The 16,789-nt window shown below is 26.5% G+C and carries 15 protein-coding genes; 6 read left to right on the top strand and 9 right to left on the bottom strand.

Annotation, left to right across the window (positions count from 1 at the left end; translation table 11 throughout):
* Positions 1–15: 15 nt before the first annotated feature.
* Complete coding sequence (locus tag A966_RS08590; RefSeq protein WP_008724664.1) at positions 16–609, bottom strand: hypothetical protein; 594 nt, start codon at positions 607–609, stop codon at positions 16–18.
* A gap of 268 nt (positions 610–877) precedes the next feature.
* Here A966_RS08590 and A966_RS08585 point away from each other — a divergent pair, with 268 nt between their 5' ends.
* The 4 genes from A966_RS08585 to csrA all read left to right on the top strand — a co-directional run bounded on the left by A966_RS08585 (position 878) and on the right by csrA (position 4,110).
* The gene (locus tag A966_RS08585) at positions 878–1,714 is read left to right on the top strand and encodes a class I SAM-dependent methyltransferase (protein ID WP_008724662.1); all 837 of its coding nucleotides are present in this window, start codon (positions 878–880) and stop codon (positions 1,712–1,714) included.
* A 357-nt stretch (positions 1,715–2,071) separates the two neighbouring features.
* Positions 2,072–3,325: a flagellar hook-associated protein 3 gene (locus A966_RS08580; protein ID WP_008724660.1), complete on the top strand. Its 1,254-nt coding sequence runs from the start codon at positions 2,072–2,074 to the stop codon at positions 3,323–3,325.
* A 60-nt stretch (positions 3,326–3,385) separates the two neighbouring features.
* A complete protein-coding gene (gene fliW, locus A966_RS08575) occupies positions 3,386–3,862 on the top strand; it encodes a flagellar assembly protein FliW (protein ID WP_008724658.1) in 477 nt (158 codons plus the stop codon).
* A gap of 2 nt (positions 3,863–3,864) precedes the next feature.
* A complete protein-coding gene (gene csrA / locus A966_RS08570) occupies positions 3,865–4,110 on the top strand; it encodes a carbon storage regulator CsrA (RefSeq protein ID WP_008724655.1) in 246 nt (81 codons plus the stop codon).
* A gap of 584 nt (positions 4,111–4,694) precedes the next feature.
* Here the strand turns inward: csrA and A966_RS08565 are convergent.
* On the bottom strand, positions 4,695–5,603 hold the full coding sequence (locus A966_RS08565) for a hypothetical protein (protein ID WP_008724653.1): 909 nt from the start codon (positions 5,601–5,603) through the stop codon (positions 4,695–4,697).
* 191 nt (positions 5,604–5,794) lie between these two features.
* Between A966_RS08565 and A966_RS08560 the strand changes: the two genes are divergently transcribed.
* Together A966_RS08560 and A966_RS08555 are read left to right on the top strand one after the other, a co-directional pair.
* Positions 5,795–6,880 carry a hypothetical protein gene (locus tag A966_RS08560; protein WP_008724649.1) on the top strand — a complete coding sequence of 362 codons (1,086 nt, stop codon included), beginning with the start codon at positions 5,795–5,797 and terminating at the stop codon, positions 6,878–6,880.
* A 539-nt stretch (positions 6,881–7,419) separates the two neighbouring features.
* Entirely contained in the window at positions 7,420–10,851 is a 3,432-nt protein-coding gene (locus A966_RS08555; protein ID WP_008724646.1) for a DUF4132 domain-containing protein, read from the top strand.
* Positions 10,852–10,956: 105 nt separating this feature from the next.
* On the opposite strand, the gene A966_RS08550 is transcribed toward A966_RS08555, so the two are convergent.
* The 7 genes from A966_RS08550 to A966_RS08520 all read right to left on the bottom strand — a co-directional run bounded on the left by A966_RS08550 (position 10,957) and on the right by A966_RS08520 (position 16,759).
* Entirely contained in the window at positions 10,957–12,675 is a 1,719-nt protein-coding gene (locus A966_RS08550) for a hypothetical protein (RefSeq protein WP_008724644.1), read from the bottom strand.
* Between the two features lie 13 nt (positions 12,676–12,688).
* Positions 12,689–13,108: a hypothetical protein gene (locus tag A966_RS08545; protein ID WP_008724642.1), complete on the bottom strand. Its 420-nt coding sequence runs from the start codon at positions 13,106–13,108 to the stop codon at positions 12,689–12,691.
* Between the two features lie 22 nt (positions 13,109–13,130).
* Positions 13,131–13,460, bottom strand: coding sequence for a YkvA family protein (locus tag A966_RS08540; protein ID WP_008724640.1), 330 nt, complete (start codon positions 13,458–13,460; stop codon positions 13,131–13,133).
* 354 nt (positions 13,461–13,814) lie between these two features.
* Entirely contained in the window at positions 13,815–14,981 is a 1,167-nt protein-coding gene (nifS, locus tag A966_RS08535) for a cysteine desulfurase NifS (RefSeq protein ID WP_008724638.1), read from the bottom strand.
* Positions 14,982–14,993: 12 nt separating this feature from the next.
* On the bottom strand, positions 14,994–15,827 hold the full coding sequence (gene nifU, locus A966_RS08530) for a Fe-S cluster assembly protein NifU (RefSeq protein WP_008724635.1): 834 nt from the start codon (positions 15,825–15,827) through the stop codon (positions 14,994–14,996).
* 83 nt (positions 15,828–15,910) lie between these two features.
* The gene (locus A966_RS08525) at positions 15,911–16,087 is read right to left on the bottom strand and encodes a (2Fe-2S)-binding protein (protein ID WP_008724633.1); all 177 of its coding nucleotides are present in this window, start codon (positions 16,085–16,087) and stop codon (positions 15,911–15,913) included.
* Positions 16,088–16,288: 201 nt separating this feature from the next.
* Positions 16,289–16,759, bottom strand: a complete 471-nt coding sequence (locus tag A966_RS08520; RefSeq protein ID WP_008724630.1) for a hypothetical protein — start codon at positions 16,757–16,759, stop codon at positions 16,289–16,291.
* Positions 16,760–16,789 lie beyond the last annotated feature (30 nt).

The following is a 16,789-nucleotide window of genomic DNA, read 5'->3' as shown; positions in this document are numbered from 1 at the left end:
TTAAATAGAATATAATTAAAACTTTATTATACCATTAAAAAATTGTTTATCTCTCCATTTGATAAAGTCTTCAAATGTTGTAATGTTATTTTGTAAAACGGCTTTATAATATTCCATACCAATTATTTTTATATCATCAGGAGTTTCATATTTTAATTTCAATATTATATTTCTTTTCTCTTCAGTAAGCATGTTTATTATATCATAAGCCACTTTTTCAAAATATCCGTCATAATAAGATCCTTCTAGTATATGGATAATATCAATCTGCCAAATTTCATCTTCACTGTATTCATAAAATAAATGCCACTCTATACAATGCTCATCTGTATATATTAAATTTGTATATGTGATTTTTTGTATATTTTCATTTGAAGCTATCTTAGATATAGCATAAAAACTTTTCTCTATATTTAATTCAGATGTATAAACATGAAAATCAATATCTTTATTTTTCACTAAAAGTCCCATTTTTAAAGAACCTACTAAATTAACTCTAGCACCAATATTTTTAAAAGCATTTTCAATATCAAGCTCATTTATAATATTAAATGCTTTATTCTGATTAGTATTAGAAAGTTCTATAATTTTATCAATATAATTATTCATAATTTAACCCCAAAAAATAAATATCATATTTAATAAAGATAAACTATTTTATTTTATTATTCAATAAATAATATTAAAAATATAATTATGTAATAAATATAAAATAAGAAGTATTAATTTAATATAAAGTATTACTTATATTTTTTTAAACTTTAAAATCTTCAATATATTCACTTTTAACAACATTTTATATTCTTGACAATTTAAAATTTTATAGTATAAAGAATTAACATAATATTAACTGTATTTATTAATTTGAGGCAATCAGATGAAAAAAGGTAAAAAGTCAGAAATAAAAAAATTAAGAGTGAAAAAACATAAAAATCTTTTGCTCGTAAAAAGCGACAGTGAAGAAGATAAAAGAAAGTTAGAAACTATTAGAGATATACTCATAAATAATGATGAAGATAAGTCTAAATATGATTTGCATAATTACTTTTTGAATAATAAAGGAGAAGCAATTTTTAAACATCTTCCTTTTTTTGATATATATGAAAGACATTTTTCAAAATATAGAGGTAAAGATATCAATATGATGGAAATCGGTGTAGGAAGCGGCGGAGCTGTAAAGATGTGGAGAGAATATTTTAAAAACAATAACGCTAAAGCTAATGTTAATATATATGCGATAGATAAAAATCCTAAATGCAAACAATTTGAACAGGATAATATAAAAATATTTATAGGCTCTCAAGATGACAGAGATTTTTTAAAAGAAGTAAAAAATAAAATTCCAAAATTAGATATTTTAATAGATGATGGCGGACATAGAATGAATCAGCAAATTATAACTTTTGAAGAGATGTATGAACATATAAAAGATGACGGACTTTATTTATGCGAAGATGTTTATACTTCGTATTGGCCAAATTTTGGAGGCGGTTATAAAAATCCTAATTCATATATAGAATATACAAAAAATTTAATAGATTATCTTAATGCATATTGGGCTACAGAAGAAGATGATTTATTTCCAAATGCTTTTACAGACAGCACCTACTCTATTCACTATTATGACGGCATAGTAATAATAGAAAAAAGAAAAAGAGATACAAGATATAATGATATATGCCAGCAAGCTATCATAGGTAAAACTAAAGAATGATTAAAATTAGATGCTATTTCTAATAATATAAAAACTTTTTATAAATTGAAAATATTGTTTGTATAATAAAGAATCAAAATCTGCATTAAAAATTATTATAAATTGAAATATTAGACTTGTTCCAAAACTACTTTTTTATAATTTATATTCCGATAATAAGAAATAGTTTTATTATCAGCAATAATAAAATTTTAAAGCTATGAAGCTAAAAATTGTGAGAGTATAGAATATTTATCAAATTAAGCGAACAATTTTTATTGAAAATATGTAGCAAGAAAAAATAATAAAAGAATTTTAGATTATTACGAAAATAGAAGCGATATAATAATCATTTCTATATTAAAACAGGAGATAAAAATGAGAGTTACTGAACAATCCCAATTAAATGGATCAGTTAGTGCAATAAGAAGAAATAAAATGGAAATGGGAGCTTCTAAAACAAGGCTTTCCACTGGTCAAAGGGTACAGTACCCTCACCAGAATGTTACAGCAACTATTAACTCTATCTACTATAGAACAAGAATGTCATCAGTAGACAGATATCAGAACAATATAGTTGATGGTAAAGAAAGATTGAGTGTAGCACATGATTCTATGTCAGCAATAAGAGAAGCATTAAACAGAGCTAGAGATTTAGCAGTACAAGGTGCAAACAGTACATACGGTGCTGATGACAGAGCTAAAATGGCTATGGAAGTAGAAGAAATGATAGAGAGAATATATGATATATCCAAAACTCAAAGTAAAGGAGAGTTTATATTCTCAGGAACTAGTATTAAAACAGCACCTTTCAGAGCATTTTACGGATATGATGAAAAAGCAGGACGCTCTATAGTACAATCCGTTATGTATGAAGGCGATGGAAATGCTCAAAATAGAGAAATAGAAAACGGACAAGTTATTAATATAGCAACTCCTGGTAATTATGCTTTCTGGGGTACTGACATGGAAATAATATCTACAACAGATGCTTCAACTTATATTGCTGCTGAAGATCAGGATATTATGATAGATGATATGGTTATCAATATTAAGCAAGGTGATAATATTGAAGCTGTAGTACAGAGAATAAATGATGCTAATGGAAATGTAAGTGCAAGCATAGGAGATTTAAAAGGCGGAGAAAAAGTTATACAGCTAAAAACAGGATCTCCTCATAAAATACTTTTACAGGATTTATCAGGAGGCACAGTTTTACAGGATATAGGATTAGTAAGAGAAGGTGCTGCCAATAGTCCGGAAAATAATTATGAACCTAGCACTTTAGTAACAGGAAAAAGCATATTTGAAAGTTTAATCTATTTAAGAGATGCTATGCTAAATGATGATGTAAGAGCCATAGGGGGCGAAGCGTTAGGATATATAGACAGTTCTTTAGATAATGTTGCCACTGTTCAGGCTAATGCCTCTTCTAAAGTAACAAGACTTGATATGGGTTATACCAGCTTTGAAGATCAAAAACTTGCTATTCAAGAAGCTTTGGCTAAAAATGAAAATATAGATTATGCTGAAGAGATTATCAATTTTAATATGTGGGAATATGCTCATAATGCTTCATTACAAACAGCCGGAAGATTATTAGGCAGAACTCTTATGGACTATTTGAGATAATATAAAAAATAAAATGCTGACAATATAAAATATTTTTAATGTATAAAAGGAAATAATTTTATGCCGGAAATAGAATCTAGGATATTAGGAAAAATAGAAGTTTCAGATGACTCATTATACCATCTAAATGGTACTATACTAGCATTTGAGGACTATGATGAATTTTATCTTGTCAATATGGATGAAGAAGGAACTTTTAAAATACTTCAGTCTAAAGATAATAAAAATGTATGCTTTATACTTATAGATCCGTTTTTGATATTTAAAAATTATGAACCTGATGTGCATGATGATGATATAAAATATTTAGGTATAGAAAATAATGAAGATTTATACCTTCTTACTATTGTCAGCATTCCAAATAGCGATTTTAAATCTATGAGTGCTAACTTAGTAGCACCTGTAGTTTTTAATATAAAGAATCATAAAGCTAAACAATGCACTGTCTCAGGCGATAAATATACAACCAGACATTCAATTCTTTTAGAAGATAATGACTCTTCAGAAAATGTCAATACAGAGGAAAGGAGTTCATAACAATGCTTGTACTTTCTAGGAAAATCAATCAAAGCATAGTAATAGGAGATAATATAGAAATAATGCTCGTAGATATACGAGGAGATCAAATAAAACTTGGTATTAATGCTCCTAAAAATGTAAAAATATTCAGAAAAGAAGTTTATGAGGAAATAGAAAGCCAAAACTTAGAGGCATCAAAAGAAGCTACTGCTGATAAATTGAATATTTTGAGTAATTTTGTTAAAAATAAATTTGGTAAAAAATAGTAATTAAATAAATATTATTTTCTTAAAATTCTTATAAAATATAAACTTCATTATTTTTATTAAAAAATATAATAAATAATATCACTAATAGACTTATTTCAAACTAATTTTATTTATAATTGTTGGCAATAACCGCATCACTCTAAATACTTATTAGACATGTTGCAATTTTATACATACATATAGTGATATTATTATATAATAAATTTAAAAATAATATTTATAGTTTTAATAATTGGGGCTTTGCCCCAAACCAAACCCCACTTCTTTTGCCGAATAGGCACCTACTCGGTGGTGACCCATACAAAGTACGCCTTCGGCGAGAAGCAAAAGGACTGCATATTTATATATTATTTATATAATATTATGTTACATTTAAAACAAAAAAACAATATGTAAAATTAATATAAATAAAATTTATACTATATATTTTTAATCTTAACTGTATAAAAATACAAAATTGCAACAGGTCTATTGTACCAAACTACTTCTTTTTAGATGCTATCCGTAAAGTAAGTCGTACCTACAGAATGTGTCAGCATTGAAAAAGACTTCATATTTATATACTAAAATATAAGTTTTAATCAGCTTGTAAATGGATTGATCAATCCGCCGTTTTTTATTAAATTAATAGGCGTTAAAATGATATAAGATATCAGGAAATTAAATAATGATATTATGGCTGAAAATATTAACAGCATGTTATATGTTTCTAAAATTCTATTAAAGAAATGATTTATAAAAATAGGAATATCAAATTTCAAAAATACTTTCAGTATAATAAATATTGTATTTAATATTAATGACAAAGCAAATATCACTATAATACCTTTTGAAGCATGTGAAATATCAGCAGGACTTAACTCCATATGAGAAGCTATTGCTATTGATAAATATAAGAATATCCAAAAAGTAATATTTTTAAAAGAAGAATACTCTACAACATTTTTTATAATATTAATAAAAATATTATAAGTATATACAAATATATTTGATATTGTATAGTAAAATATTGATAATATATCAGAATTAAATACTTGTTTATATTTTATACTAGGGATTTCAAAAATATTATTTTTTAATTCAGGAGCTAGTAAAATAAATAATAAATAAACTATTAAAGTACCAATAATAATCGGCCCTACCCCTATAAAAAAATTACCCATTTGCTGATACCAGCTTCTTGAATCATAACTATGAAGAACATAACCTATAGTATCTGATTTTGTATTAAATAATTTTATATCATTGATTTTATGTTTGAATAATAAACAAAATAAGGCATGTGAAAGCTCATGTATAGGAGTACCTATCCAGCCTGTAATATAAACTTCTGTCTTAGAGCCTAATGTTTTAGCAAATATTCGCCTAGTAATAGAAGAAAGAACATATAAAATAAATCCGAATATTATGATACTTCCGAATGATCTGAATAAATCTATTATAGTTTTAGTTAATATAATAACTATAAAATAAAAAAAATCTTTTATCATTTTTAATTCCGTGTATGAATTTATCGGAAGAAAATGTCTTTTAATTTACTCTTAAGCTTATATAAAAATATAAATAAAGTATGCACTTGAAAAAATAGAGTTTATACTATAAACTATTACGACGATTAAATTATTTACATTATTAAATAATATCTGTTTTGTATTATAGTATAATGATAAGTGGAGAAAAAATGAAAAAAATAATATTTATGATGCTATTAATATTAAACTCTTTTGCTTTTGCTATAGATGATATAATAGATAAAGATAATATGCATAATTTAATAGAAGGAGTAACCTCAACAAGATTCGGCTCAGATAGAGTAAGCACCATATATGATTTTGCTCCGCTTATGAATCATAATACCCCTTTTAAATTAGGAGTAGCAATATTAGATTTATCACATATAGTTGATAATAGTCATACAAATGCTGACGGAAGCAGAAAATTAGCTTTTTTGCCTAAAGGTTTTGTAGGATTAAGCTACGGTATATTTGGATTCGGATATCAATTTAGTTTATATAATGATCTTAATAATAAAAACAGTCCCATTGCACATAGTCATTCATTTTCTTTCGGTTTTGCTACAGATAAATACAGATTATCATTACCTGTTTCTGTTTCTGTAGGAGATCCTTCATATTATGGAGGAAAAATTTCTGTAAGTACAACGCCTAAATTTTCTTTTATGTTTAGGGGCGGTTTATTAGATGAATTTACAATGTCGCTTCATTACGGTATACAGCTTTCTAGTGTTACAAATGATGTAGGAGGAACAAAAATAGCTCCTATGGTATTAGGAGGTTCTTTATACGGAAGTATAATGCTTACAAGATTTGATAATTATCCTGTTCAAATAAGTCTTCCTGTAAAATTAGGTTTCTACTATGGTATAGGTGCCAGATGGGCTACTATAGATGCAGGATATGCTGAAGATGCTTCTCTTAATTATTTATATGATGATGCTGGTGGAAGATCTACTGATAGTATGTATTTCTACCTATTAATGCCGGCTAAATTTGAAGCTAAATTGGGGGCAATATATACCTATGTAATGCCTAGACTTATGTTTGAGGGTAAAATATATAAGGTGGACGGTGAATATAATTTGCATTATGGCGTTGAAGGAGAAATTCGAGTTACTTTGGTTGAAAATTTTACATTCGGTTTGACGGGATATGCTGAGGGTCAGGGAATAATGAGAAAAAGTGCCGACTTTAATATATATAATGCATTCGGCGGCGGATTGGATATTTGGGGCATTTGGCGATACTAATTAATTTATCAGAATTTAAATATAAAGCAATATACTCTATTATAAGTATATTGCTTTTTTATATAAAAACTTAACTATTCATAATTATTACTGATAATATTATATTTTAGAAATTTATAATAATCAATTACATTTTTTAATATTTTTTAATAATTATTAAAAAGTTATTGCCTTTATCATACAATTTATTATATTATTAATAGATGATTGTGATAAATAACTACAATATATAGTAATTAATTCACATAAAATATAAAGGTAAATTAGTGCAGAAAAGGAGGTATATTATGACTAAATTATTTAATATTTTAAATAACGAATGTACTTTTCTTAGTGATGAAGACTACGGATCATTAATAAGCGAATATTATGAAATAATAGGTAAATACATATAAGAATTACATTATTTGTTTCTCCTTAAAGCCTATGTAATAAAACATGGGCTTTTTTATTATAATTAATTTTTATCAGCATTTATATATTGACAATAAACAAAAATACATATACTATATATTAATATAGATTTCGGAGGTAAAATTATGAACTTAGAAGAAAAACTTGAAGCGTACTATAAAAACTCTCCTATAGAAGATGATATGAAGAAATGCGAATCTACAAATGATTTTAGTAAAATAAAAAAGAATTCTTATGACTATTTTTATGGTAGAGATGCTTTTTTGCAAGATTATTTTTCTATAGAAGATGAAGCATTAAAGAAAAGATATGAACATTTCGTTAAGATACTTCTTTACGGAAATGACAAGGAAGGAGAAGGTGGAACTAGATATGTTATTCTTGATTATATAGTAAGTAAAGATTTTGAAAAGTCGCTCAGATATATGGCTTACGGATATGAGAAAAGACATAAAGAGAATGTAAGAACTCTAAATGGTGAAAGTTTAATATATACAGTTTTTGAAGACTTTAATAAATACTTCAGTAAAGAGTTTCAAGAATACACAGATAAATATATTGATATTATTAATAACAATGACAATAAAAAAATACTTCATAAAATGGGAAGAGATGCTGTAATACCATTGATTGCAATATGTTCTGTTATAAAAAATAATAAAGAATGCGATGAAAAATATATAAATGCGGCTATAAAATCATTTGATGTTTTTCCTAATCTTTATGACACTTTAAATGTAATAGCTTCTCTTTTAGATAAAAATGAAGATATAAAAAATAAATTTGTAGAAGTGCTTAATAATAATGAAGAATATATTATTGATATGAATATTGAAATTGGTCACTATTTAAGATTATTAGATTACAGCAATCCTTATAAAGCTAAAGATAAATTCCTAATGGCAATAAATTACCCAAACTCTTTTATATTTATAGCTAAACATTTTGAAGATTATTTTAATTATGAGTTTATTTATGGGGCAAGAGATTTATATTTAAACTATAGAGAAGATTTTTATAAAATTTATCACTTAGTAGGAAATGACTTAAAAAATGATAGAAACAAAAGAATATTTATAGTTCTTAGCGGCGTTTTATTAGAGCATAATGATAATAAAATAGACACAAATAATTTAAAAGTAGCAGAACATGTATTACAAACTATAGTGAATAAATTTACAGAAGATAATTCGGATAGATATAATAAAAGACCAGCATTTACAACTACAGAAAAAATAGAAGAAATATTTGATAAAGATAAAAATAAACTTTTTTATACGCTTATAGATTATTATACAGACAAAAAAAATATATACGATTTATACAGCAGATATGACAGGAGTCCTGATATTAGACTTGAGACAGAACTTTATTATTTATACTCTTTATTTAATTATGATAGTGCAGAAATGAAAAACTATAAAAAGTTTGCTATTGATATTTTTAAATATTTACCAATTCATCTTGGAATAAGAAAATATATAGAAGTGCAGGCATCTATAGGAAGTAAAACTTTAAAAGAAGTTATCGATAGTTTATTAAATAATAAAGAATTAAATATTACATTAAAAGAAATTTTACTATCATACTATTTTGATTATGCGGGTGATTTTTCAAATTATTATTATGATTATGGCGGAAAATATCTTCCTACATTATATAAAGAGCTTAGATGCGTAGATGAAAATAATAATGTTATTATAAACAGTGTAAAAGACGAGTTATTTAAAAGCTATTTTGAAGATATAACAAATATTTTAAATGATGATGAGTTTATAAAAGATAATATAGCAGGCTATAAAAATACAGCATTGGATATATTAAGAACAATGTATAATAAATATAATTATGAAAATTATCATTTGATTTATACAGTTCTTGAAAATACAAAGAGGGCAGAAGTAAAAAGATATTGTATTAAAGCTATTTCTGATAATGAATCTATTACAAGAGAATATGTTGAAAAGATGTCAGAGAAAACAAGATCATCAGAACTTAAAGGGGCATTAAAAAATATTATTAAGAATTGGAATCTTAAAAAATACGGTGATAATTTCAAAAGTATTGACGAGGCTTTGGAGTTTATTGATACTTATTACAATACAAATTATGAAAAAAATATTAAGTTTTTAGATGATATTCACTTAACAAAGGTTTTATACAATAATGGAAAATTGGCTGATGAGAGAATATTTAAATATATTATTATGGAATATATGAACTTAGTTGAGCCTACCAGATTAAAAGACTGCGATATGCTTACTGAGATTCTTGATACTTCTTCATTTACAAATGCTTTAGAAATGTTATATATTTATTGGAAAGATTCTAATTACGAGGCTAATAAAAAAAATATTTTAATACCTTATCTTTTATATTCTGATAATTCAAAGATAGATAAAGTTTATCCGCTTATAAAAGAGTTTGCTAAAGGTTCCCGCACTGTTATGGGGGCATTTATTGTAAAATGTATTGCATTAAATGGAAAAAGCTATGCATTAATATTGGTAGACAGCCTCACAAGAAAAGCACCTACTGCAAAAATAAAAGAAGTAGCAATAGAGACTATGGAAAATGTTGCATACTTACTTGATATGACAGCCGATGAGCTTTCAGACAGAATAATACCTAATTTCGGATTTGACAGAAAAGGTGAAAAAGTTTTAAGCTACGGAGGCGAGGCAAAAAGAACATTTACATTATCAATAAACAATGATCTTGAACTCACAATAACAGATAATGACAAACAAAAAATAATAAAATCACTCCCAGCTCCAAACAGCAAAGACGACAAAACAGAAGCTGATAATGCCAAAAAAGAATGCACTGCTCTCAAAAAAGAAATAAAAACTTTAATACAGAGTCAGAAAATAAGACTTCAGAAAGTATTATTAAACGGCAGAAAATGGACTTATGATAATTTCAAAACTGTATTTGTTGAAAACCCTATAATGAATCTATTTGCATTAAAACTTATATGGGGCGTTTATGATGAGAATAACAATTTAATAGAAAGTTTCAGGTATATGGAAGACGGCACTTTCAATACGGTTGATGAAGAAGAATACACTCTCAAAGAAAATGCTTTAATAACTTTAGTGCATCCTTCAGAATTAAACTCTGACATTATAGCAAAATGGAAAACTCAATTATCAGACTATGAGATATTGCAGCCTATAGAACAGCTTGATTTCAAATATTCTGATATTAAAGAAAAAGATATAATCGAAGATAAAATTACTTCTCTTAATTCCAAAAAAATAAAAGCAGGCGTATTGATGTCATTAGCAAATAAATACGACATGACTAGAGGCGAGACTATGGACGGAGGAAGTTTCTGCGAGTACATATTAAAAGATACTTATCTTAATATTGCTGTTCATATCTCATTTGATTATATGTATTTTGGAATGGATGCTAATGAAGATGTTGAGTTTGGCGATATAGAGTTTTGCGAGATAAATGACGGCATTGAAACCATAATTAATCCTCTAAAAGTAGAAAAAAGATTTGCTTCTTCAATTTACAGTATAGTAAAAAGCGTTTTTGGAGATTAATTTTATTTAATCATAACGCACGGTAAATAGATTAAAAAAATAAACTAGTTAATAATTTAGTAAATGATTATTAACTAGTTTTTTATTTATACATTAAAAAAAAATTTAATTACTTATTTTTGATAATAATTCTTCTCTCTGTTTTTCCCAATATTCTTTGTATGAAATAGTATCATTAAAAATCATAAATTTTTTATCATCAGATAGTTTAAATTTATCTTTAGAAAAGTGTTTCATATCATCTAGTAACTCTATGGCTTTTGATTTATTAGTATTTATTAAATTATTTATAATATTAACTTCTGACAATAAATATTCATGTCTTTTCTTATCAATTTCTTTATCAATATTTGAAAGTAATTCTTTTATCTCATTCTTATAATTTTCATCTGGTATTTTTTTATAATATTTGTTTCTATCATTATAAGCATCAAATACATATTGGTAATTTGAATAATTCATATCACTATTAAGAGCATTTTCAAAATTAATAAAAAAGTTTGTAGACATATTATCATATAATTCTTTTTTATATTTTTTCACAGTACCAGCCTCATTAATATCAGCTAAAGGATAAATATATTTTAAATATAGTGAATCATTTTTATTATAGGCATCATCAAATTGTTTATTTTCTATCAAATTTGAAATTTCATTACTTGATAAATTAATATATTCAATGTTTTTCTGCCTATAATTATTAGCATATAAATATCCATATACTGTAGGAAGACCAATTAATATTAAAAGCACTGACAGTAAATATAAAGATGATTTTATTAAATTAGTTGTATAAAATTTAAACCTAATATTAAATAAATAATGATAACTTATAAACCATATTAATGCTGTAATACCAGTTATTACGGAAGCAGGCAATATAGATAAAAATATAAATTTAACTATTCCAATATTATATGCATTAGCATCTGCTAACATTGATATAAAAAAAGATATTATAAAAACTATAGGTAAAACTACATTCATTTTATCATAATATCCATATAAGCTTCTTAAAACATTATCTCTTCTGTAACTTTTATATTTAAAATATAAATTAGTAAAACGTAAATTTGTATTATTTCTATTTTTAAATATGATATCATCATAGCTATATGACCTATAAATATTTTCTGCTACTATTTTAGGTATAAATTTTACATCATCATCATTGTTATTATTTACTATAAATAATGTTCCTATGGTTGGATTATTAGAGGCAACAGTATAAAAATCAGAATTGTTATAAAGCTTAATAGTACATTTAGCATTACTATCATCTATATTCGGACATTGATAATCTGCTGAATACTCCTCATTAAGCCAAGCTTCAAATGTATCTAAAGCATATTGATATAATTCAAGCATATAAGAAACTCTGCAATAAGATTTAAAAGATGAACTTATACCGTTAATTAAATGCTCCTTATTTTGCTTATTATTTTCCGACAATATTGACTTGGAATCATTAATCATTAATTGCTCTGTTAAATTTATATTATTATTTAGAAGAATCATATTTTCTTTAACAGCAGACATTTTTGTTCTGGCAGTATTTTTTAGTGTGGGTAAAGCTTCATAAAATTTTTTTCTTTTATCTTCTAATGCTTTTTGTTTTTTACTATATCCTAAAAATGCTCCTGCAGCGGCTGCTCCGAGTCCTACTAACGGATTTATAAAAAAAGCAGATAATACTCCTATTCCAGCAACTGCATTTCCTAAATCTATCCAAGGCGATGCTAATCTATCTATTGTTGCAAATATATCATCAAGCTCTTTTTTTATTTGTAAAAACTCTTCATCATTCAATAATTTATTAGGCATTTATTTATCTCCATTACTTTAATAAATTGATTAACATTTGGGATATTGTCATGTTAAAATTATTAACCATATTTAAAAGTTCTGTTCTATGCTTTATTTCATTTTCATTTATTGTATCTGTAGGTATACTTAACACTTGCTGAGCAAATAAATTTAAATTGTTAGAAATATTATTAAGCATATTAGAAGTTAAATTAAAACTATGTTTAAATTTTTCTAAATCAATATCTGCTTTTTTCATCAAATATTGAAATTGTTTTTCTATTACCATCATATCTTTTTCTATCTCTTTCATACTTACAACTGCTGATGCTATAGTTCCCACTATTCCGCCTGCCTGCTGTGAATTATTTAATTCATTTAAAGATCTGCTAAGTTTATTATTTACACTAGTTAATTGATTATTGATATCATTAGATGTATTTTCATTCATAATATTATTACTCCTTAAAAAATTAATTTGCAGCTATTTTAAAAACTAATACTGCTAGAAGAACTACTATAATAATTCCTATTCCTCCAACTATTAAAAGTCCCCATTTTAAAAATTTTACTATACCCCTTAATGAACTATTAGCTTCTAAAACTCCATTCTGTATGCCGTTAAGTCCGCCTACAACCAGTAATAATGCATCCTCAAACCAGCCTACTATTGGTATGACATCAGGTACTAAATCTACAGGTGAAACTGTGTATATTAATGCTAATATTAAAGGTATCCAAGGTACTATTCCAGATTGGGCAGGTTTGTTTGAATTATCATCATAGTTATTGTAATCGTTCATAAAAAACTCCTGTAATTATTTTTTGCAATGCCGAAAGAGATGGCATTAATATATTTAAGTATTTCCAAAGATTGAAATAAATTTTTGCTAGTTATTTGATAGAATGAGTTTATAAAGTTTAGTAAGATATTATAATGCGATGCGATGCGATGCGATGCGATGCGATGCGATGCGATGCGATGCGATTAAACAGCATAATTAAATAAACCTTATATTAGTATCTTTATTAATTAAGTATATACTATAATATTTATTTGTCAATATTTTATAATAATTTTGTATATTTTATTATATAATTAATAAAAAAGCTCATCATATAAATGATGAGCTATTAAAAAATTAAAATATTAATTCTTAATTTCTATAAGGAGATATATCCCTTAATCTTGCCACAATCTTTTCTATAGCATCAGCAGCATACATTATCTCATCCATAGTATTATCCAATGAGAAAGAAAATCTTGTAGAACTGTGTGCATATTCAAAAGGCACTCCCATAGCTTGAAGTACAGGGGAAGGTTCTAATGTACCAGATGAACAGGCACTTCCGCTTGAAGTACAAATTCCATACCCATCTAATAAAAGGAGTATGGCTTCGCCTTCTATATTTTTGAAACTAATATTCGCTGTATTGCTTACTCTATTAGCATTCTTACCATTTATTTTAACATCAGTTATTCTTTTTAAGACTTCAGCCTCTAAAGTATCTCTGAGTTTAGCAGTATGCTCTATAAATCTAGGAAGTTCAGCCTTAACCATAGAAGCAGCTTTGCCCAAACCAATAATATAAGGAACATTCTCAGTACCAGCACGGCGTCCTCTCTCCTGATGCCCTCCTGTTAAAACAGTTCTTAATTTAGTACCATTTTTTATATATAAAGCACCAATTCCTTTAGGGGCATGAATTTTATGACCAGCTATTGTAAGCATGTCAATATATGATTCATCTTTCATATTAAGAGGCAATTTACCGGCAGCCTGAACAGCATCAACATGAAATACTGCCCCAGCATTTTTTACTATCTGCCCTATCTCTTTTATAGGATAAATAACACCTGTTTCATTATTGGCATACATTATAGATACTATAGCAGTATTTTCATTAATTGCACTTTTAAGCTCATTAATATCAATATTACCGTCATTATCTACAGAAAGATAAGTAACTCTATAGCCATGTCTTTCCAAATCTTTGCATGTCTCTATAACTGCAGGGTGTTCTACTTTTGTAGTAATAATATGATTCTTAGTAGGATATGCTTCTATAGTTCCCCTAATAGCCATATTATCACCCTCACTTCCGCAAGAAACGAAACATACTTCTATAGGTTCGCATCCTAAAAAATCTGCCACTTCAGCTCTAGCCTTTTCCATCTCTTTATGAACTGCCCCTGCAGGAGTGTACATACTAGAAGGATTAAAATACTGATCCTTAAAATAAGGAAGCATAGCCTCCAAAACTTCAGGATATACACTAGTTGTGGCATTATTATCCATATATATAATTTTTTTATCTGACATATACCGCTCCCATCAAACACCAACAACTTCTAAATCTTTACTTACTAGTTCCTGCAATTTAGGCTCAACAAAACCTTTCAAAGTATTTTTTGAAGAAGCACAAGCTGAACAAGCTCCCTTAAACTCTATCATAACTTTATTGCCATCAACATCTACAAGTCTGCAGCTTCCGCCGTCCATTTTAAGCATAGGATTAATAACTCTCTCCAAAGCTTCTTCTATCTTTTTAATTTTCTGAACGGTAGTCATCGGAGCATTTTTAGCCTCTCTCTCCATCTCAGCTAACTCTTCATTAAGTATATCTTCAATTTTAACTTTACAAGCTCCGCATCCGCCGCCTGCTTTAGTGTAGAAAGTAACTTCATCTACAGTTTTTAAGTTATTTTCTCTAATTGCTCTTTTTATTTTAGTATCTGTTATACCAAAACATTTACAAATAATAGCACCCTCATCATGTTCATCATCTTCAGTGGCAATTCCTCTGTAATTATTAATTGCCTTTTCTAAAGTTTCCATTCCCATAACAGAACAGTGCATCTTCTCTTCAGGAAGACCACCTAATTCAACAGCTATATCTTTGTTAGTAATTTTGGCAGCTTCATCAAGAGTTTTACCCTTAATCATCTCAGTTAATATACTGCTGCTTGCTATAGCTGAAGCACAGCCGAATGTTTGAAATTTTGCATCTTCTATGACTTCACTATCTTTATTAATTTTTAATGTTAATTTAAGTGCATCTCCGCAGACAATACTGCCTGTCATAGCTTCTGCATCGGGATTTTCTATCTCCCCTACATTTCTAGGATTTATAAAATGATCCTTTACTTTATCTGTATATTCCCACATGTTCTTACCTCCATCTAAGTTAATAATTTAATATAAATATATTAAATTATTTTGGAATATAAAAATATTTTTTATTTTTTAAATTATTTATTCATCTCATCTAAGATTTGTTTTATTGCAGCCTGACATCCGCCGCATCCGGTGCCGGCTTTAGTGGCATTAGAAACTTCTTCTACTGTTTTTAATTTTTTTGATTTGATAGCATCTCTAATTTGATTTTCAGTTACCGCCATACAAAAACATATTGTCTTATCAGCCATTTTTAGATTCTCCTATTTATCTAATTAATTTTAAGAAATAGAAAAACATGAATCTACACATTAATCTATTTTATAACCTTCCATTGTTAGAATATTATAACATTTTAATAAATAAATATCAAGTGTATTTTATATAATTTATTTTTTATATACAGATTAGTGAATTAAGAAAAATGGATAATATATTCAAAACTTAAAATATTAATTTTGATTAACTGTTTCTATTAAAAGTGCTTGTGATTTATAATTGTCAATATTTTCTAAATCTATTATTCTAAAATTATCTCTTACAGCATAAAATCTTATATTGGCATTAGGAGCAATATCATCTTTCATTTCTGATATAGATAATATTAAATCAAATACCTGATAATGATAATTTTCTTCAAGAACCTTTTTCAAAGACATAAACATTTTTAAAGATAAATTTAAAACATGTTTTATGTCTAAGCTGTTTGCTATATATATCTCATTATTATCCCATTCAAAATTAGAAAGATTCTCTATATCTGCAGGAGCTTTACACATAGTACAATCTGACTCATTACTAATAACCCAATATTTTTCATTTTTATAATTTTCTCTTTCAAATATAGAATAATAGTTTTTTAATTCTATATTTGATAAATCAATATCTGAAATAATCTCTTTCATCTTTGCATTAGTAATCAATATATTAACCTCTTAATCTACATGATATTT

The organism is Brachyspira hampsonii 30446, from assembly GCF_000316195.1.
Classification (GTDB): domain Bacteria; phylum Spirochaetota; class Brachyspiria; order Brachyspirales; family Brachyspiraceae; genus Brachyspira; species Brachyspira hampsonii_C.
The sequence above is the reverse complement of the archived record's forward strand: the minus strand, read 5'-3'. Positions and strand labels throughout refer to the sequence as shown.